The sequence below is a fragment of the Methylobacterium sp. UNC378MF genome, assembly GCF_900103195.1.
Classification (GTDB): Bacteria; Pseudomonadota; Alphaproteobacteria; order Rhizobiales; family Beijerinckiaceae; genus Methylobacterium.
In genome coordinates this window covers 12,696-30,548 of the sequence record NZ_FMWU01000016.1, presented here as the reverse complement: position 1 = coordinate 30,548, position 17,853 = coordinate 12,696, and the positions used below count along the sequence as shown (strand labels likewise).

General features: G+C 62.0%; 20 protein-coding genes, 1 tRNA gene and 1 pseudogene. 9 read left to right on the top strand and 13 right to left on the bottom strand.

What is annotated here, in order from left to right; all coding sequences use genetic code 11:
* The first annotated feature begins 22 nt into the window (after positions 1 to 22).
* A complete protein-coding gene (locus BLT59_RS17470) occupies positions 23 to 2,503 on the top strand; it encodes a hypothetical protein (protein ID WP_091782917.1) in 2,481 nt (826 codons plus the stop codon).
* Between the two features lie 11 nt (positions 2,504 to 2,514).
* Here the strand turns inward: BLT59_RS17470 and BLT59_RS17465 are convergent, their stop codons facing one another.
* From BLT59_RS17465 to BLT59_RS17425, 7 genes are all read right to left on the bottom strand, one after another.
* Positions 2,515 to 2,706: a hypothetical protein gene (locus BLT59_RS17465; RefSeq protein ID WP_091782913.1), complete on the bottom strand. Its 192-nt coding sequence runs from the start codon at positions 2,704 to 2,706 to the stop codon at positions 2,515 to 2,517.
* Positions 2,699 to 3,556 (bottom strand): hypothetical protein, encoded by an 858-nt coding sequence (locus BLT59_RS30675; RefSeq protein ID WP_139174065.1) that lies wholly within the window; start codon positions 3,554 to 3,556, stop codon positions 2,699 to 2,701. Before BLT59_RS30675 ends, BLT59_RS17465 begins: the two co-directional genes overlap by 8 nt.
* A gap of 140 nt (positions 3,557 to 3,696) precedes the next feature.
* Positions 3,697 to 3,772 (bottom strand) — tRNA-Ile (locus BLT59_RS17455).
* A gap of 447 nt (positions 3,773 to 4,219) precedes the next feature.
* Entirely contained in the window at positions 4,220 to 4,645 is a 426-nt protein-coding gene (locus tag BLT59_RS17445; protein WP_244514036.1) for a hypothetical protein, read from the bottom strand.
* A 60-nt stretch (positions 4,646 to 4,705) separates the two neighbouring features.
* Positions 4,706 to 4,969, bottom strand: coding sequence for a hypothetical protein (locus tag BLT59_RS17440; RefSeq protein ID WP_091782904.1), 264 nt, complete (start codon positions 4,967 to 4,969; stop codon positions 4,706 to 4,708).
* A 753-nt stretch (positions 4,970 to 5,722) separates the two neighbouring features.
* Positions 5,723 to 5,923 (bottom strand): hypothetical protein, encoded by a 201-nt coding sequence (locus BLT59_RS17430; RefSeq protein ID WP_091782897.1) that lies wholly within the window; start codon positions 5,921 to 5,923, stop codon positions 5,723 to 5,725.
* Positions 5,924 to 5,930: 7 nt separating this feature from the next.
* Entirely contained in the window at positions 5,931 to 6,182 is a 252-nt protein-coding gene (locus tag BLT59_RS17425; RefSeq protein ID WP_244514035.1) for a ribbon-helix-helix domain-containing protein, read from the bottom strand.
* A 208-nt stretch (positions 6,183 to 6,390) separates the two neighbouring features.
* Here BLT59_RS17425 and BLT59_RS17420 point away from each other — a divergent pair, with 208 nt between their 5' ends.
* Genes BLT59_RS17420 through BLT59_RS17410 form a run of 3 tightly spaced genes read left to right on the top strand, consistent with a single transcriptional unit; the run spans position 6,391 to position 7,141 of the window.
* Complete coding sequence (locus BLT59_RS17420) at positions 6,391 to 6,609, top strand: hypothetical protein (RefSeq protein ID WP_091782894.1); 219 nt, start codon at positions 6,391 to 6,393, stop codon at positions 6,607 to 6,609.
* Positions 6,606 to 6,968, top strand: a complete 363-nt coding sequence (locus tag BLT59_RS17415) for a hypothetical protein (protein ID WP_091782891.1) — start codon at positions 6,606 to 6,608, stop codon at positions 6,966 to 6,968. Before BLT59_RS17420 ends, BLT59_RS17415 begins: the two co-directional genes overlap by 4 nt.
* Positions 6,959 to 7,141: a hypothetical protein gene (locus tag BLT59_RS17410; protein ID WP_091782888.1), complete on the top strand. Its 183-nt coding sequence runs from the start codon at positions 6,959 to 6,961 to the stop codon at positions 7,139 to 7,141. Before BLT59_RS17415 ends, BLT59_RS17410 begins: the two co-directional genes overlap by 10 nt.
* A 92-nt stretch (positions 7,142 to 7,233) precedes the next feature.
* On the opposite strand, the gene BLT59_RS17405 is transcribed toward BLT59_RS17410, so the two are convergent.
* The 3 genes from BLT59_RS17405 to BLT59_RS17395 form a co-directional block, all read right to left on the bottom strand.
* Positions 7,234 to 7,446 (bottom strand): hypothetical protein, encoded by a 213-nt coding sequence (locus BLT59_RS17405; RefSeq protein ID WP_091782885.1) that lies wholly within the window; start codon positions 7,444 to 7,446, stop codon positions 7,234 to 7,236.
* 1,107 nt (positions 7,447 to 8,553) lie between these two features.
* Positions 8,554 to 8,901: a hypothetical protein gene (locus BLT59_RS17400; protein WP_244514034.1), complete on the bottom strand. Its 348-nt coding sequence runs from the start codon at positions 8,899 to 8,901 to the stop codon at positions 8,554 to 8,556.
* Between the two features lie 657 nt (positions 8,902 to 9,558).
* Positions 9,559 to 10,305, bottom strand: coding sequence for an FkbM family methyltransferase (locus BLT59_RS17395; protein WP_091782881.1), 747 nt, complete (start codon positions 10,303 to 10,305; stop codon positions 9,559 to 9,561).
* Between the two features lie 498 nt (positions 10,306 to 10,803).
* Between BLT59_RS17395 and cysC the strand changes: the two genes are divergently transcribed.
* From cysC to BLT59_RS17380, 4 genes and pseudogenes are all read left to right on the top strand, one after another.
* Positions 10,804 to 11,484 carry an adenylyl-sulfate kinase gene (cysC, locus tag BLT59_RS17390; protein ID WP_244514033.1) on the top strand — a complete coding sequence of 227 codons (681 nt, stop codon included), beginning with the start codon at positions 10,804 to 10,806 and terminating at the stop codon, positions 11,482 to 11,484.
* A gap of 92 nt (positions 11,485 to 11,576) precedes the next feature.
* Positions 11,577 to 12,473 (top strand): hypothetical protein, encoded by an 897-nt coding sequence (locus tag BLT59_RS30670; protein ID WP_210185979.1) that lies wholly within the window; start codon positions 11,577 to 11,579, stop codon positions 12,471 to 12,473.
* An 802-nt stretch (positions 12,474 to 13,275) separates the two neighbouring features.
* Positions 13,276 to 13,602 carry a hypothetical protein gene (locus tag BLT59_RS17385; RefSeq protein WP_091782875.1) on the top strand — a complete coding sequence of 109 codons (327 nt, stop codon included), beginning with the start codon at positions 13,276 to 13,278 and terminating at the stop codon, positions 13,600 to 13,602.
* A 444-nt stretch (positions 13,603 to 14,046) separates the two neighbouring features.
* Positions 14,047 to 15,265: pseudogene (locus tag BLT59_RS17380) on the top strand (IS256 family transposase).
* 278 nt (positions 15,266 to 15,543) lie between these two features.
* Here the strand turns inward: BLT59_RS17380 and BLT59_RS17375 are convergent.
* Together BLT59_RS17375 and BLT59_RS17370 are read right to left on the bottom strand one after the other, a co-directional pair.
* Positions 15,544 to 15,864, bottom strand: a complete 321-nt coding sequence (locus BLT59_RS17375) for a hypothetical protein (RefSeq protein WP_091782872.1) — start codon at positions 15,862 to 15,864, stop codon at positions 15,544 to 15,546.
* A 147-nt stretch (positions 15,865 to 16,011) separates the two neighbouring features.
* The gene (locus BLT59_RS17370) at positions 16,012 to 16,239 is read right to left on the bottom strand and encodes a hypothetical protein (protein WP_091782869.1); all 228 of its coding nucleotides are present in this window, start codon (positions 16,237 to 16,239) and stop codon (positions 16,012 to 16,014) included.
* Positions 16,240 to 16,811: 572 nt separating this feature from the next.
* Here BLT59_RS17370 and BLT59_RS17365 point away from each other — a divergent pair.
* Entirely contained in the window at positions 16,812 to 17,177 is a 366-nt protein-coding gene (locus BLT59_RS17365; protein ID WP_091782866.1) for a c-type cytochrome, read from the top strand.
* Between the two features lie 257 nt (positions 17,178 to 17,434).
* Here BLT59_RS17365 and BLT59_RS17360 read toward each other — a convergent pair whose 3' ends face one another.
* Complete coding sequence (locus BLT59_RS17360) at positions 17,435 to 17,812, bottom strand: hypothetical protein (RefSeq protein WP_244514032.1); 378 nt, start codon at positions 17,810 to 17,812, stop codon at positions 17,435 to 17,437.
* Between the last annotated feature and the right edge of the window lie 41 nt (positions 17,813 to 17,853).

The window sequence follows — 17,853 nt, the reverse complement described above, 5'->3', positions numbered from 1 at the left end:
CTCACAGACATAGGAGGCCGGCATGGCCGATGAGACCCTGCGGATGCAGGCCGAGGTGGTTGACCGGTTCAGCGGCCCGCTGAAGAGCCTTCGAGCGCAGCTGCTCGACGTCTCCCGACAGGGGGCCAGCCACGGCGAGACCCTAGCCAAGGGCATGGGCAAGGCCGAGGCGGCGATCCAGTCCACCGCACGCTCGGCGACGACGGTCCTGAACCCCGCGCTGGCGACGGTCGGCGTCACCGGTCTGACGGCGGGCGCGGCGGTGGCCGGCGTGGCGATGTCGCTGAGCAAGTTGTCCAGCAACCTGTCGAGCCTCGGCGCACTGTCGCGCGAGACCGGCGTAGCAGCCGGCACGCTGCAGACCTTCGGCGCAGTCGCCCGCAAGTTCGGACTGGAACAGGACGCGGTTGCCGCCGGCACCAAGACGTTCGCCGGGAACATGCGCGAGTTCTCTCGCGGCATCGGCGACACCTACCAGTGGATCAACCGGCAGGGCACGGACGCGGCCGGGCGGAAAGCCTTTCAGGACTTCGCCCAGGACATCCGTGGCACCACGGACGAGGGCGAAAAGCTCCGCAAGAGCCTCACCTTCATGGAGTCCATAAAGAACCCGATTGAACGCGGAATTTTCGCCCAGCACGTGTTCGGTAACTCGGATTTCGGGCGGCTCGCGGATGAGCACCTCGGCAAGATCGCCGATGTCTGGAGCGCGCAGAAGGAACGGCTCGGGCCGCTCGATCCGAAGGCCATCCTCCAGGCCGAGAAGTTCGAGCAGGCCATCGCTGACCTGCGCACCTCCATGCAGACGATCGGCACGACGATCGCAAAGGAGGTGCTGCCGTTCGCGTCCGAGTTCACCCAGTGGATCGACGGCATCGCCAAGGACCAGCGCGGCGACTTCGTGAAGGGCCTGCGGGGTGGACTGCAGGACATCAGCCGCGAACTCAGGGCTATCGACTGGAAGGGCGCTGGCGACTCCGCGAAGGAGATGCTGTTGGCGACCACGGCGCTGGTGAAGCCGCTGGCCGACGACATCAAGGAAATCGCGGCGGCGATCCGCTCGTTCGGCGAAGGCAAGTACGTTGAGTCGTTCCGGCACTTGGACGGCGGTAGTGGCCCGCTCGCGCGCCGGCTCGCGCCTATGAAGGGTGACGACGAGATCGCGGCCCAGGAGGACGTTGATCGCCTTCGGAAGCTGCGGGACGTGGCGAAGGAAGCCTCGGACCACCTGATCGGTCGGACGCAGCAGCGCATGGGCCTGATCGACACCCCGGAGGCTGCGCAGCAGAAGCTGACGGCCGCTGAGGCTGAACTGAACCGCCTCAAGGCCCGCACGCCCGAGCAGCGCGACCGCGACTTCAAGGAGTCCTCGGAGAAGCTGCGCCGCTCAATCGACGGCTTGTCGGAGACGATCAAGCAGCAGCAGGGGGCGACGAAGCAGAACTCGTCGGCCGAGGGAGACAGTCCGTTCGCGGGCGCTCGGGTCCAGACTGCCGCGTTCGGAGGCGGTGGCGGCTTCGGGCGCCTGTCTGGGCTCGGCCGTGGTGCGAACCTGCCCGGCGGCGGTTCGGGGCCGGGTTATGTCGGCGAGGCCGGTCCTGCTGGTCCAGGTGCCGGCCGTGGTTTCGGCGGCGGTCGCCTAAATGGCCTTGGCCGTGCAGCCCCGAGGGTGCCGCCCGCCAGCATGCCGCCCGGGGCGACGGGAGGCGTCCCGACTGGCAGCGATGCGGGCAACCTAACGGCACTCATCGAGCGTGAGGCTCGGGCGGCTGGCGTCGATCCGCGGATCATGTTCGGCATCCGAGCCGGCGAGAGCGGCAAGCGCCAGAACCGGAACAACCCGGATGCCGCCTATGACAAAAAGGACGACGCTCTCGAAAGCTCGTGGGGGCCTTTCCAGCTCAACCGGCGGCGGGGCCTCGGCGTCCAGTTCGAGAAAGAGACTGGTCTGGACGTTCGGGATCGCAACACCATCCCGGATCAGGTGCGCTGGGTTGCCCGCGGACTGGCTAAGAACGGCCGCCGCTGGCTCCGGAACTGGATGGGCTATCACGGCGACCGAGACGCGGATCCCCGCTGGGGCGACTCAGGCTACGTGCCACAGGGCGGTGGACGGACTGCTCGCCTGCCCAGTGCGAGCAGCGGCGACTTCCTGCCGAACGGCGCTCCCCGCGTCCTCAAGCCCAACAGCATGAAGGATGCACCCGGCATCACGATGGAAGAGGCTGATCGGCTCCGCAGTGGCAAGGCCGACGGAGAGGCCTGGGCAGCCCGGGAGAAGGCCAGGAAAGCCTTCGAGGCGATGCGGCAGGGCGAGGGCCGGCTCGACGCCTCAGCCGGGAGGGCTGGCATCGTGGCCACTCCGAAGGTCGAGAACAACGGCTCCGTGGTGGTCAATGTGCAGAAGGCTGGCCCCGACGCTCGGGTCACCACCTCGGCCACCGGGAACCTGTTCCGCGACGTGGTTCAGAACCACGGGCGGCAGATGGCGAAGGCGGATTGAGACTCGCTATCTCAAAAAGCGATTTGGATGTTCTGCAGCGACGCCAAAGGAGCCTTGTCATCCTGGGTGCGCTGGTCCTGCTGCCGGCCCTCGTCAAATTTGACGGTGAAGCTGCCGGTGGCAGGCTTTTGATAATCGTACTGCGGAAGCGGCAGATCCTTCGGAACGACGCGCACCGGCTGTTCCTTTTTGCCCTCAGGCATGGTCTGTCTCCAGCGGGTTAAGCGAGGCAGGATAAAAGTGCTTCCGTCTGATCCACTTAAAGCCTTCATATCGGGTTACCACCGCCACGTCGGTATCGCCGCCAACGATGTCGGCACCCGGCAGAAACCGGAAATAGCGCTTGGTGGTTTCCACCAGGAAGTCGGCTAGGTCAATCGCATCCCGAACAGGCATCGTTGGCCAGACGAACGCGCTCTCCAGGCGCTGCCGCAGGAATGCCTCCATCTGTGCGCTCGCGTTCGGATCGACGCCACCCGAAATAAGGGTTTCGCGTAGTGCGTGATCGAAGCCAACGACCAATCGATTGATCGGGCCTGGTTGTCCCCCATAAAAGAGTCCGGCATTGCCATCGCTCACTACCTGTTCGGGCTGAGGGCAAACACCGTTTTCAATCACAAGTTTCCAGACTTCGTGGCCCGCCTCGAAACTTGAGGAATAACCGCCGATCCAGAACTCAAAAGAATGTGGCGCCGGCGGCTGCGGATCGAGGGACGAATACTTTTCTTCAAAAAATATCCGCCGCGCTTTGTGCGCAATTTCCTCTAGCGTATAGTTGGCTTTATCTATATGCCAAGCAGGATCGTTGCCGGCCATTCTGAGCCGCAAATTTTTAGCAATTGTCCCGATCGAGTCTGTGCCTACATTGCCCATGCCACATGTCATGGCGACAACTGGCAGGCCTTTGAATAAATTGAATACCTTTTCTCCATGAGCAAATACATTCAGTATTCGACTTTGACCAGTTGCCTGATCTGTGGTGACTAATGACGACGCACTGTCTGCTGCAAATACTAGACAGTCATTGACCGCAACGCCAACGCAAACCGTCATGACAGCTCATCGCCTATTTATGGGGAGAAGGGCGTCCAAGCATCAGCAGATGCGGCCGTTGCAACCTAACGCTTAGCTTGCGGGTGCGCCAGTGCGCTGACGCCCCCACCTTCAACGCCTCTTCCACGAGGTGGAGAGCATGGTGAGCCTGGCAGGACTCGAACCTGCAACCAGACCGTTATGAGCGGTCGGCTCTAACCATTGAGCTACAGGCCCCTGCGTTCGCATAGCCGTCGCTGCCCTGCAGGCGCAACATACAAGCTCGGCGCTCTTTCTCCGCCTTCGCAAGAGCCGACAAAAGGCGGTTCGCGGCCTTGCAATCCCCATTGCAAGCAAGTGTGGTCGGGGCCTAGAATGATCGCGGATCGTTAAGCACTCAGGTCAACTGAGGCTGCGTTCGATCCGCGATAGGGAGGTGGTTATGCTTGCATTCGCATGCCTCTTCACAGTGCTCGCCGTGCTCGGGTCGCTTGTTGGCGCCGGCACAGTCGGGACCTCAATCGGCACACATCACCTGACAAGCTACGGCTGGGCGTTGTGCATCAACGCGACCTCACTCGCGCTGCTGTTCCTCTACATACGCTCCCATCGGAAGAAGTCGCCTTACCTATAAGCCTTACGGCTAGCGCCTCTTCCACGAGGCGGGAGACGGGATCATAAGCCCTACTGAGGCGCGAAGATCGTCACGTTGTTGTTGATCTGGTACGCGGCCGTTGGCGGGGTGTTGACGAACCGAAGGTAGATCGGGCTTTCGCCGAGGATTGCGCCAAACGCTGGCGTCACCTTCAGGGGAAAGCAGCGCGATAACGCAGCGGATGCTGCCTCCTCATAGCGACGTCGCGCGTCATGGTCGCCGACTAGCTGGCGTGCGGTGGTGAGCGGCTTGCCACGGATGGCACCCGTCTTATCGAGGCCAAATCGGTAAGCGATCAAAGACCCCTCAGTGCCGGGCGGCACCGTCCAGCACGCGGCCACCGCGTTGCGGAATTCAGCCCAATTGTTGACGAACGCTGGCTGAGATCGCGCCGGCAGATCTGACAGAACAGCGATTAATGCGGCGAGAAGCAGCGGGGCAAATCGGTTTGCCAAGGGCACCTCCGCGACGATTGCTTTGCCTTCGAGGCTTCCTCAACGAAAAAGTTGACGGTGTCAGTGCCGTAGCTCCGGCCCCCTGCTGGCAAAGGAGCCTATGCCGTCAACCTCGACGACCGCGACAAAAGCCTCGAAAGCCTCCTGTTCGGCAGCAAACCACTCGTGCCAGCGCGTGCAGCCGCCGTTCTGATCCGCGACCTCTAACCGCCACGGATCCTGGGTTCCAGCAGCCCGGTAGATCTCGACCTCGACCGTGATGCCGTCGCGGGTGAACCGCCCTGACAGCGGCGAGTGCTCGAAGTCGCGGTCCTCAAAGTCCACGGATCGCTTCCATGCGTTCTGCGGCCTTGCCCACGGCCTCACGCAGGACAGGCGGCCAAGACACACCTTGGTCATGGAGGAACTGAGCGGAGCTGATGAGAGCCTTGAGCCTCTCAGGATGGGCGGCGTCCTCTGCAGCCTCTGACTGCATAAACTGCTCTGCCAGAGCCGTTGCAAGCCGAAGGATCTCGCGCAACTCCTCAGGCTGGGCGTCAGCGTCGCTCACTTCAGATAGCCCTTCGCTCTCAGGTGCTCAGTGAGGAGCATCAGTTCGCCCCTTCGTTCCTTCACATTGCCGCACGTAGCCCTAGCCGGGGAGCCAATCCATCACACGGCTTCCCAAAGCCAAGCCGCAGCCACCATTGCGGCGCCGCCGCACACCAACGCTAGCACGACGTAGCGGTGCAGACGGTCGTTGCGAGAAATCGGCATGGACGGTGCCCGCAGAAGCGAGGCTACTGATGCGCATAGGCAGCTTCCGGCCGCCAGCGATAAATCTTAACGGTTCGTCAATTCAGAATTTGCGTGGTTCACAGGCCACAGCACCTGAGGGTCAGTCCTTGAGTTGGCTCGCGAGTCCGCCGAGGACTACAATGGCGACAACGGCGAGCGCGAATGCGGCGGCGATGAGGATGGTGCGCATTTGCCCGCTCCGTGGTTCGCGACGGACGTCATCCTCACTTCAGATAGCCCTTCGCCTTCAGGTGCTCGGTGAGGGCTTTGCGGATCAATTGAGGTCGAGTCGACTTCGGGTCAGGCATCATCATCTTCGGCGCCGCCATCCTCGAAGCCATCGAACCCTTCCAGCGGTACGCCGGTTCGGTACACATCGAACTTGCGGCCCAACGCATCCAATTGCTTGCCCGACGCCCCGATCACATGGTCTCGAGCACCTTCAGGCACCTCCCGCAGCAGGCGCTCGCGGAATTCGGTGTCAGACTCGGGACCGCTCATGCGTCACCTATGATCGCTTGGCCTTCAGGGCTTCCTCGACAAGACGGCGGATGGCTTCGGAGCGCTTGGGCCGGTCGGGCTGCTGCTCGCACCAAGCGTCGATTTCAGCGCGCAGCTCTGGCGACAGCCGAATTGAGGTGGCGGGGTCCTTGCCGGTGGCAGGACGACCACGCTTTTTAGGTGTGACCTCAATTGACATCAGCATTCTATAAAGGTACGACAGAAAACGAGCCGGAGCAAGGCTGGACCCCTCGCTCACGGCTCTAACCACCAACCGCACCAGGAGTGCTGTTCATGGCTATCCACCACCCTACACCGCCCCTCGGCGGCGGTGAACGCCCGCGCTTGCCTTCAGCACAGGTAGGACCGGTCACGCAGGCCATCCGCGCGATGCGATCGGCTGACGTGAGCGCAAACTTTGCGCCCACGTTCGTTGCGGCCGGGCCCTCCACCAACGGAGGCCGGGCATGAGTGAGCCCAATCCCGCCCTGGGCCACGTCCTGGCCATGGAACATGACATCCGCACCGTCGAGCGCATCGGCCGCTTGCTGATGTATCTCGGTGAACGCGACGGCGAGATCGAGGCTGAGGTGCTCAACGCCTTGGTCGGACCACTGATTGAAGCGGGTCGCGAACTCAAGGAGCAGTTCGACTTCGCCTGTGCGGCTGCGCGAGGTGACCAATGACCCCCTCCACCCGCCGCGCCGCGCTCGGCGCTATCCTCGCGGCACCGTTGGCCTCCGTGCCCTCTGTCGCCGCTCCGACCTCCGACCTCGCTGCGGCTTGCAACGCTGCGGCCAAGAGGTGGGCTTTGGTCACAGACCAGAGCCTTCCCGCCGAAGCTTTCACTGATGAACAGGTGGACGCGGAGATCGACCACTGCACCGCTGTCTTAGAGCGGTGCGTCAAAGAGCCGAGCCAAAGCGCGCAAGACCTCGCCGCGAAGGCGCGTCTCTTGATTGCGGAGCACGACGACGGTGACGAGTTTGTCGGGCATCGCGCGCTCATCGCACTCTTGAACGAGGTGGTGGCGCTATGCGGCTGATCTACGCCTTCCTTGCAGTCCGGATGCTCCGGCTGGCCCGCTTCGACCTGTTCCGGCACGAGCTGCTGATGGCTGACGCGGATGCGGCTCTAGCCCGGTCCAGGCAGCGGGTACGGATCGCCGAAGCCCTGGCAGCTCGGGCGGATCTGCCGTCGCTGGCAGCGATGCGCTGACGATGTGCGTCAGCTCGCAAAAGAAAGGCCCGGCTGCGGATGATACCGCGGCCGAGCCTCCAGCAGGGTCGCCGGTAGCGACTGCCTGGCTGCTACCTGCGGTGGCGGAAGTGCCGATGCATAAAGCGACGTTCCGCGCGATGCATGCGGCGGATCGGGTGCCAGCGAACGTTGGTGATGCTGTCCTGGGCGCCAGTGACAGCCGCGGCTGGGACCGGGCTGAGAGGCGCGGCCGAGGCCGGCATGGTGAGGGCGGCGGTGCCGAGCGCGGCCAGCAGAGCCGCGGTGATCATCGATGTGCGCAAGGGGTAGTTCCTCTCGTGCCGCCACCGGGAACAGTGGCGTCTCACGAAGCCGCGGTGCCGATCGATGGTTCCGGCGTCGGGGTTACGAAATGGTCAGGCTTGAACGCCGCTCGCGCATCCGTGGCTATGGCAGGAACTCGTCAGCATCCACGCCCGCCCGTCGGAAGGGGGGACGAACGTCGGGGCGGGCGTGGCGGTCGGGAGAAGGCCCGACGCGGAGCCAACGCAAAAATTATGCATCCACGCCCACCATTCAGGGGCTTGAGGGGTCCACCAGGCGGCGGGCGTGGAGATCGACCGATGTCGACGAGCCCGAAATGTTGAACTCAATCGAAGCGTTCGATCACGTTCCCGTGTCCCGCACGCATCCGGTGCGGACGGCAATCGATCAACGCATCCACGCCCGCCGTGACAGCTGAGGGGCATATCTGTGGGCGGGCGTGGATGTGCCGTGAGACGGTCGAAAACTCACTGGCATGGCAAGTAAGCACGGCGAGGCTTGCCAAACCGTGACTGCCCTTCACGAACCCCGCTCGCGCATCCGGTGCGGGCGGCAGTGTCCGCAGCCGTTCGCCGTTGCATGCAGAGATCCGCGCGTGAGATGTGGATCAGAACGTGGGTAGACCAATCCAGTATGGAGCCAAGCGCATGATTTTTAATAATAAAATCGCCTGTGTTGGCGGACGCTCCCTCCGCCAGCCACCTGTAAGACACCGTCAATAAACGGTTTTTAGCGCTCGCTTCGAGCCCGCGCGGTGACACAGTGTCCCCGTGGCCATGAAGGAGCGAGGCCAGCGGTGCAGCTCGCCGAGTACCTGCAACGTCGTCGCGGGCGCTGGTACGTCCGACTCAGGGTTCCGGCCAACCATGTGGCCACGGTCGGTCAGCAAGCTGGAGCGCGGCGTTGGCGGCGATCAACATGCGCCCCGAATTCTGGCTGCGCTTTCGGCAGAGGCTCAAAAGGCACCCGCGCAGCCTTCGTGACATGGTCGATGATACTGATCCGGTCCTGGAAGCTGCCGAGGCCCTGCGCGCCGGCATCCCCGCCGGGAACGCGCCATGCAGGCGACCCGCGCCCTGAGCCTCTGGAAGCGGGGGGCTTGGCGCTCAGCGTGATCCTCCGGACAGAGACGCGGTCGCGCTCCGCGGCAGCCGCTCCCGCCTCTCGATGATCCGGGCCCTGCCCCGCAAGGTGACCTCGTGCGTAGGCCATTCCAGGCACGCCACCTCAAACGCCGCCATGGCCAGCGACAACGGGTAGATCTTGATGAGATGCAACTCGATGCCGCCGCCGGTCTCGCGCCACACCTCGATCGTGTAGGGGTTGCCCGGTGGCACCGGCGGGGCCTGCTTGGCGGGCGGCGGTAGCGTGATCGCGGCGAGGCAGAGGTGCTCGTACTTCCGCGCTGCTGCGTGATCCAAGGCGATCAGGGCTGGATGAAGGACAGTGTCCACTCACATCTCGCGCGCATCCCGATCGCCGCTGCCGGGTCATTCGCACAATCCGCGCCGGGCCTACGACATCAACGGCTTTGAGATCGCGCCGATGACGCTCCAGCAGCCGATGGACAAAGGGGTGCGGGCCGTCCGTGCAACCTGCGACTGCGGGCACGTCGAGGAGCTGCCGATATACGTTGGGGCTTGGTCGTCCGCGAGCTTCCTGCCGGATGCGGGAAAGACGCTCCGTTGCAGCGCATGCTCGAAGTCAAATCCGCGGACGGAGCCTGCGTGGCCCAAACGGGGCGGAAACTAAAGCAGGCCATCCGCCATTGGCGCGGTCAGCGCCTAACCGGCCGGGGTCACCAGCTTCGAGAAGGCCAAAGCCTGCGCCTCGGATGGAGAGGTTCGATCCGATTCCATCACCTTCATTTGCGTGGCATGAAGCAGCACCCAGCTCCAGAGGTGGCGTCCGGTGGATCGGATCTCGAAATGCATGGCTGGCGCAGTTTGTGAGTGGACATACCGGCACGTTGCGCTTCGAAAAGGCTCGTTGCTTTAAAGGCTAGCCTGGCGCAACACCCTACGCCGGCTCATATTGCGACTGCTCCCGACATCCTCGCAGTTCGCGAGGGAAGTAGTCGGCCGCAGCGACAGGAAGCGGAGTTCAGCGCTTCATCCCCATGGGTGTCGGTTCAGCAATAGGACATCTCTCTGAAAGACTTCAACAATTTCGAAATTTGGCAGCAGGTCCAAGATGCCTTGCAAACCTATGGAATTTTCGTAAATCTCCCGGTCGGAGAATTCAGTATAAAAATATTTTGTGGTTTTCAGTGCCTGCATTCCGCCCCTTATCAAGTCCTCTTCGGCCCCCTGCACATCGGCCCATATGAAATCGATGTATTTTATCTTCTGATCTGCGCACCACGCATCAAGCGTGGTCACCTCGACCTCAATCTTATTCTCGAATGAGATCCATGGAAATAATTCGAGGTGGTCCTTCGGCGCCCTCAAGGATCCAGACTGATCCCATTCCTCAATAAGCCCAGTCTCCCTATCAACAACCCCAGCACCGAGATCCTTTCCGGCGCTCTGGTGGAACGTCGCCGTTCCAACGCTCTGCCCTAGAGCTTTCTCGAATAGATGTATCCGAGTGCTCAGATTCCGGGCCTGCATTTTTTTGACCGCGCGAGGATCTGGTTCGAAAGAAAAAATTTGCGCGTAGGCAAACCATTTTGAAAAATTGTCACTCATATCTCCATTATTCGTTCCAATATCAAGAATTGTCGCGTTCGAACGCTCAACGAGCCGCTTGATGTCGACTTCTTCCAACCCTTCACGCGGCATACACGCATACCCTATTCTGTGCCGCCGAGCGTGGCGCGCAGCGAGATCAAACCGAAGACCCTTGTTGAGCATCATTCGCTTGAATGCACAATGGTGCGAGGGATGTTACTGCTTTCGCAGCTGCCCAATTACCGAGCACGCCGAAGGCCTCGCCTGCCAATCCATTGATCGATCGAGCTGAAGCAGCCGCGAACTTCCAGATAGGGTATCTCCAGGTCTGCCCAGGCTTCGTCCGGTAGCCAAAGAATCGATCGAACACGATTCGATCCGGCTCCGCACCGACGACCCGGCCGTCGGCGACCATCAGTGCGCCGGCATATTCTCAAAGCAAAAATCCCTGCCCGAAGCCGAATCTAGGAGCCGGACTGATGTGGCCTGAACGGGAACTTGGACAGTCCGTCCGTCAACGCGCATCATCGAGTTCGGTGGGCCTAATTTGTGCTTTATCCCAGTCGGTCGCGACAGCCAGCGGGCCGACGGTGAGGCACGCGGCCACTCAACGTGACGTTGTAGCAACACAACCAATCACGATTTCGTGTCATCCTGCCTCCGCACATGACCGGAGGGCGAGACTTGAGACGACGAGCGAACCAACTCGCAGATCGCAATCTGACTTGGCAGCAGCTACAACCTCGCGAGCATCGTTGGCGGGTACTTGGCCAACGGCCTGTCATTGCGTGGCTGACCGGTCTTTCCGGAGCGGGAAAATCCACCATTGCGAGCGAAGTCGACCGTGCGCTGACTCGGGCCGGCCGCGCTACAATGGTGTTGGACGGGGACAACCTGCGCCACGGCCTCAACAGCGATCTGCATTTTACTGAGCGTGACAGAGCCGAGAATGTCCGCCGTGCTGCTGAAACCGGCAAGCTTATGGCAGACGCCGGTCTTATTACGATCGTATCATTGATCTCACCCTCTCGTGCGACGCGGGAATTGGCTCGAATCATCGCAGGTGACATCACATTTCTTGAGGTCTTCGTGGACACTCCTCTTAGGATCTGTGAAGCACGCGATCCCAAAGGCCTTTACGGTCGCGCGCGGTCAGGCGCCATCCCAAATTTCACTGGCATCTCGGCTCCATACGAAGTGCCGCTCAAGCCGGATCTGACACTCGCGACAGCCGGAGAAACCATCGCGACCTCAGCACAGCCCCTGATCGACGTGCTGATGCGCCTCAGCATCCCGAGTTCTCAACGGGCCGGGTCGTTATCCTTCAATCCGCTTAGGGCTGCGAGACCTGATCTGCACTGTTAACTGGATTGATATGTGAAATTACCCCGGCAATGGTTGACAGATTAGTATTCCACATTGGCCCGCATAAAACTGGAACAACATCCATCCAGAAGATGTTGTACGATGCGTCCACGTCTGAAAATGCCGAATTTATTTATCCGTTCACAAATCCGAATGAAATCGGGCAGCACACGTTCGCGCAAAGGGCAGGCGAACCGCAGGATCCCACCTTCAAAGAAATGCTTTCGGAGCTGAAAAAGGCGAATAAGACCTGCGTACTGTCGAGCGAGGAACTTTGTTATCTGAGCGAGGATGCGCTGGCGAGCATTCGAGAAGCTTTCCCGCAAGCCGACGTCTCAATTATCTTTTACCAAAGAAATATCCTGACGTTGATGCATCCGTGGTGGCAGGAGAAATTAAAACACGGAAGTGAGCAGTCCTTTTTGGAATTCGCTCTTGATTGCCTAATAATGCCGCAGCATCTACATTTGCTTGTTCCGAATGTGCTTCTTGATGCCTGGTCTAAGTATTTCGGCCGAGACGCAGTCCAGATTTTCTTATTTGATCAGATTCCCGACGTGGCGGCTCAGTTTGCAGCTGACGTGCTAGAGCTTGATTCCTCTAAAAGTGGTACAAGCGTTAGCAATCGGTCCTATAGCTATGTAGATTGTGAACTGATACGATTCTGGAATCTGCACGGGTTTTGGGGCGCCGGCGTCATTCAATCGCCGGAAGTTCATCAAATACACTCGGATTTCACCGAATTGTCGACCCACTTCCTAGGTGAATTTCACCTCAGCTATGAGATTCAAGAGTTCGCTCGTATCGAGCAGCATTTGCTCTCTTGTTGGAGAGATCGCATCAAAGGCGCTAACGGAAACCAGCTATTTACGTTGAGGCATAAATTTTTTCCCTATATTCGTTCTGATATTTGGGTTACTCACCGAGAATTCGCAGAACGCGTCCGCATGTTTGCGGACCAACGGCCGGAATACAGCTCCTGGAGATAAATTATTCGCGCTTCTCAGGAGTCCGATCGGCTGACCGGTGGCTGACGAAGATAGTGCAATCAACGCCGGGAAGGCATGCTGAGCGAACGGTGCGTGGCAGTGGACCGTGGCTACGAATCTCCGGATCGGATTGCCCCGTTCTTGGCCTTATTGGTTGAGGTAGACGGGGGTTCGGCTGAACATCACGCAGTGCGCTATGCTTGTAGTAAAGGGCGCAGATCAGCGGCTCGGCTGCGCCCCGATCTGCTCACAGGGCGGTGGAACGCCTGATCTCACCAGCGAGTGAGCCGAGCCGATACGCGACGCGGCTTGGGAGAAGGAGGGGAAGCGGTCGCCAGCGCAGGTCGGCTGCGGCTCAGACGGTGAGCATAAGTACATAAACGGATTGTCACCGAGGTCGCACGAGCCTTCTTTGTCGTCAGGCACCCACGTGGAGGTACGATGTGTCGCGCAGACATTATGTATTCGCGAACGAAGCCGAAGCCACGAAATGCGCTGCGGAATATGCCGGAAAGGCTAGGGTCCTCTATCGCGGCGACTAACGCGAGGACTGGCTCGTTTCAGTCGAAGAATAGTCCGCACTGCAACGTCGAGCCACGGTCCCATGATGCGTTGGTCAAACGAGGAAGCCCCACGCAGCGGTCCCGGCGGAACTGATTGAATCCTGAGGAGAAATGTCGGGCCATCGCAAGTCGCGGGCCGGCGCGGGGCGCAGAAGAACCCGCGCAAGCGGACCGGTCAGCACTTGCAACACGGCTCAGAATGATGGATCGAGCGGGCGTTTCAGGCTCGGGGATCTATCATGAAGTTGCGTATGCTGAGGCCGTTCAGGCGCCCTCCGTCGTTCGTCAAAGTCCGGTTGCCGGGCTTCGATCCGGTCTACTATCTGAACGCGTACCCGGACGTGCAGGTGGCTGGGCTCAACCCGCTCGACCACTACCTGCGACACGGCTGGAAGGAAGGCCGGGATCCGAGCGCGGGCTTTAGCACGGACGGCTATCTGGCCGCGAACCCCGATGTGGCCGCCTCCGGTCACAACCCACTAGTACACTTCGTGAACACCGGGTTGGCTGAGGGTCGGAGCGGATTCTTCAAGGACCCGAAGTCGCCGGCTCCGAAGCCACGCTGACGGACGGGGACGAAAATGCCTGCACCCGCGGACCGGTCGGGCTACTCAGATTCGGCACACTGGGGGGAGAAAGCCGAGCTTGATCCTAGAGATATACCGGCAGTTGCCAAAGAAAAGCCCCGCGCGTCGGTGCGGGCGGGGCTGAAGTGACGGCGGCCGTCCAAGCTGCCGATGTCAGGATGATAGTCGATCAACGCAAACGAGAACACCTGCGTCCGCGGACCGGGAGAGAGCGTCCGATCTCACCAGCGTGTGAGCTGTGCCTATACGAAGTTGGCGTGACACGCGCTCGAATTAGACGTGGGTCGCGCATGACTTTCGCCATCGATTTAGTCCGGCGTGAGTGCGAGTTTTCCGGTTTTGTGAGACCCTGACGCTGCTCCGCGCGGGACTGTCAGGAATTTCGTGTGCGGGCGGCCATAGTGGATCCGAAGGAGGTTCCCGATGGCACGACGCAAAGCACCCCGCATCCCTGACGCGATCCTGGACCAGCTCCTGGCCGGGGCCGATCCGAAGACGGCCTTCGAGGCCGATGGTCTGCTGGACGAGCTGAAGAAGGCCCTGGCCGAGCGGGCGCTCAACGCCGAGATGGACCACCATCTGGCGGGCGAGGACGCCGGCAACACGCGCAACGGCTATGGCCGCAAGACGGTCACGACCGAGACAGGCCGGATCGAGCTTTCGATCCCGCGCGATCGGCAGGCGACGTTCGATCCGCAGCTGATCGCCCGCTATCAGCGCCGCTTTCCCGGCTTCGACGACAAGATCGTGTCGATGTACGCCCGCGGCATGAGCACCCGGGAGATCGTCGCGCACCTGCGCGAGCTCTGCGGGATCGAGGTCTCACCCGACCTGATCAGCGCGGTGACCGACGCGGTCCTGAAGGAGGTCGCCGCCTGGCAAGCCCGGCCGCTGGAGCCGGTTTACCCGATCGTGTTCTTCGACGCCCTGCGGATCAAGGTGCGTGACGAGGGCGTGGTCCGCAAAGGCCGTCCACATCGCGCTGGGCGTGCGCGCCGACGGCGCCAAGGAAATCCTCGGCCTGTGGCTGGAGCAGAACGAGGGCGCCAAGTTCTGGCTACGGGTCATGAACGAGCTGAGGAACCGCGGCGTCGAGGACGTGCTGCTGGCCGTGGTCGATGGCCTGAAGGGCTTCCCCGATGCGATCCGGGCGGTGTTCCCCGAAGCGCTGGTCCAAACCTGCATCGTCCACCTCCTGCGCCACAGCCTCGACTTCGTCTCCTACAAGGACCGCAAGCTCGTGGCCGCGGCGCTGAAGGACATCTACCGCGCGCTCGATGCCGCCGCCGGCGAGGCGGCGTTAGCGGCCTTCGAGACGAGCGAATGGGGCCGGCGCTACCCGGCCATCGCCCAGAGCTGGCGACGGGCCTGGGTCGAGGTGATCCCGTTTTACGCCTTCCCCGGCGAGAGTCGGCGGATCCTGTACACGACGAACGCCATCGAGGCCCTGAACGCCACGCTGCGCCGGGCCGTGCGCGCCCGCGGGCACTTCCCGACGGACGAGGCCGCGCTGAAGCTGCTCTACTTGGTCTTGAACCGCTCCGAGAAGGCGTGGAAGATGGGACCGCGTGAGTGGGTCATGGCCAAGGCGCAGTTCGCCGTCATCTTCGGCGAGCGCTTCACCCGCGCCATGGCGGCCTGATGTTCAACCCGCCGCCCGCACACGGAATTCCTGACAGTCCCCTCCGCGCTCGTCTTCTGACCTCGCCGCATGTCCGAGTCCTCCAGTCCTGGCTGATCCTCTCAATCAGCCCGGTCTAAAGCCAGCCGGTCAGGGTCAGCTACATGGGAACGGCCATATGGCCAAGCTCGGAATTACGGACAACTTGTGGATTGTCGCATGAGCCAAGCTCCGACGCTCCGAAGCCCTCCCGACGAAGAGGGGGTATGAAGGCTCAGCCCTCCCTTGAAGCGGCGCGATCAGCCCGCCCGTCGACCCTTTTCATCGCGCTGATCACGCCCACTTGTGAACGCGCCCAACCGTTCGCCGGTGATGCGCGCGGCGTTCGCTCGCGCCCACCGATCGCCATCCGGCTCGGCTCTGCCCATGGCGGCCGCTCCAGCTGAAATGAGGGGCCTCCCATAGCTCGGGCTTTTGCCCGACACGACCTCCTCCAGGCGCTCGGCATCATCGGCGGACAGCGACAGGCCCGGCGTGCTCACCAGTGCGTCCTCCGGCTCCGCGCGGGCACGTGCAAACCACCCCGCCAGGTCGTTTCTGATCTCGTCGATGAAGGACATCGGCCATTCCCTAGATGAACTATCATCAACGCCGAACTCAGCCACGGGTTCTATTTCTATCACGAGCAGTCCTGAGCGGCGAACGAATGCGGCGTGCGCAGTCCTTCATGGCCATGCATCACCGCTCCGCCTCATCGAGTGGAGATCTCAGCCAGCAGCTGGTTCGTCCGAACCAGCCGTGTTCGCCGGGATCGCCTCGTCAGCCTGCTCGCGCAGCGTCTTCACGATGCCCTCAAAAAGGCTATGTGCCGCCTCCGGCTTGAAGCCGAACGCGAGTGACCGACCCATCGTGACGAGGCTGACCACGAGTTCGCTCCCGTCCCAGCGCACCCAGTTCACACGCTCAATCGGTACCTTCTGCAAGTCGTCGGACATTTGGCTCGCCGGGGTCCCATTTCGACATCAGCGTCGTCATCGGCCATGCTGCCCTGGAAGCCAAGCCTAGCGCGACTTCGACGTCTGCGCGCATCGCCGCAGACCCACTACCGAACGAAGCAGCATTACTGCGCGCGCACCGATCCTGCTCGGTCACCAGCAGTACCAACTGAGGCCTCCCCGAAAACCAAGCACGGCTCACTGCGGCAGGCTCTTCTTCGTGCGCATCGCCCCCGGCTTCGACAGCGTGACGGGTTTTCCGACACGGGATGGATTATCGCGCCTCGGCGCACGTCAACATCCCGACATGCGAAACTTGGAAGAATTCTCAGGTTTGCCGGCTCCGACTAGTCCGCGCCCCTCCGCGGGCGCGACGGGCTGTGCGCGGGCGTCGCGCCCGCCACCGGGCGGCGACCGGCCACCGAAGACCTGTCATCGCGGCCGGCACGAGCTTCGAGATGATCTGAGGCAGCGCACAATATAATCTGCGCGCAGTCTCAGATTTTTTCGCTTGCATTGCGCGTTTTTTCTGCCAGAAACGCGAAGCTTATCTTCTGGATTGGGGTTAATACATGCGTATACTCGCAATCGGCGCAGTTCTCGCCGTTGTCATGCCTCTCGCGGCGCAGGCCCAGGACGCCGGCGATGCCGCGGCCGGTGAGAAGGCGTTCGCGCCCTGCAAGGCGTGCCACAACTTCCAGAAGAACGGCGTGGGTCCGGACCTGAAGGGCGTCGTCGGCCGCAAGGCGGGCACCTACGAGGGCTACAACTACTCCGCCGCTCTCAAGAACTCCGGCATCACCTGGGACGAGGCCAATCTGCACGAGTGGCTGAAAAACCCGAAGACGAAAGTGCCCGGCAACAAGATGATCTTCCAGGGCATCGCGGACGACAAGAAGATCAACGACCTCATCGCCTATCTGAAGACCCAGTCCTAGTTCGAACAGGTCCCAGACCAAGGATACGCGCGGTCTCTCGCCGCGCTTCCGCTGCGATCAACCTCGCCCGGCCCGGCCGAGCGGGGGATTTGTCGTTGTTTTAAGAGCGGCCGGCAAAATTAACCTTGGTTTCTCTTCGCGAGAGCTTCCCAACGCGCGGGATCATGCTACTCTGGGCGCAGTCGCTCGGCGTAACGCACCGGGCGTCCTCAACCTTCAGCCCCGCCGGCACTCGCCGCGCGGGGCTTTTTCGCGGCTCAGCGCCCGCTGCCTGAGAGCGAGCTCGATCCGCCGCCAGAGGATAAGCTCGACCCCACGCTACCGGAGAGCTGGCTCGGCGTTCCGAGCTGGGTGCCATTCGGGTTGGTGTCTAGGCTGAGATCGGGCGACACGAGGCCCCCCGGCGCAGGGTTGGTGGACTGGGCCGGCTCGAAGGCCTGCCGGCCGCCGGCCAGCGGGATGACGACCCGGTCCTGCCGGATCGTGGTCTCGCAGAGTCCCTGGCAGATCGGGACCGTGAGGTCGGTCTCCTGGCAGATCGCCTTCATCTCGCCCCGGATGCACGTGCAGCGGCACAGCGCCGAGGCGGGAGCGGGCAGCGCCAGCAGGGCGGCGGCGAGGATGAACAGGCGCATGATGATCGACCTCATTGCCCGCGACTGGGCGATCGGGGCTC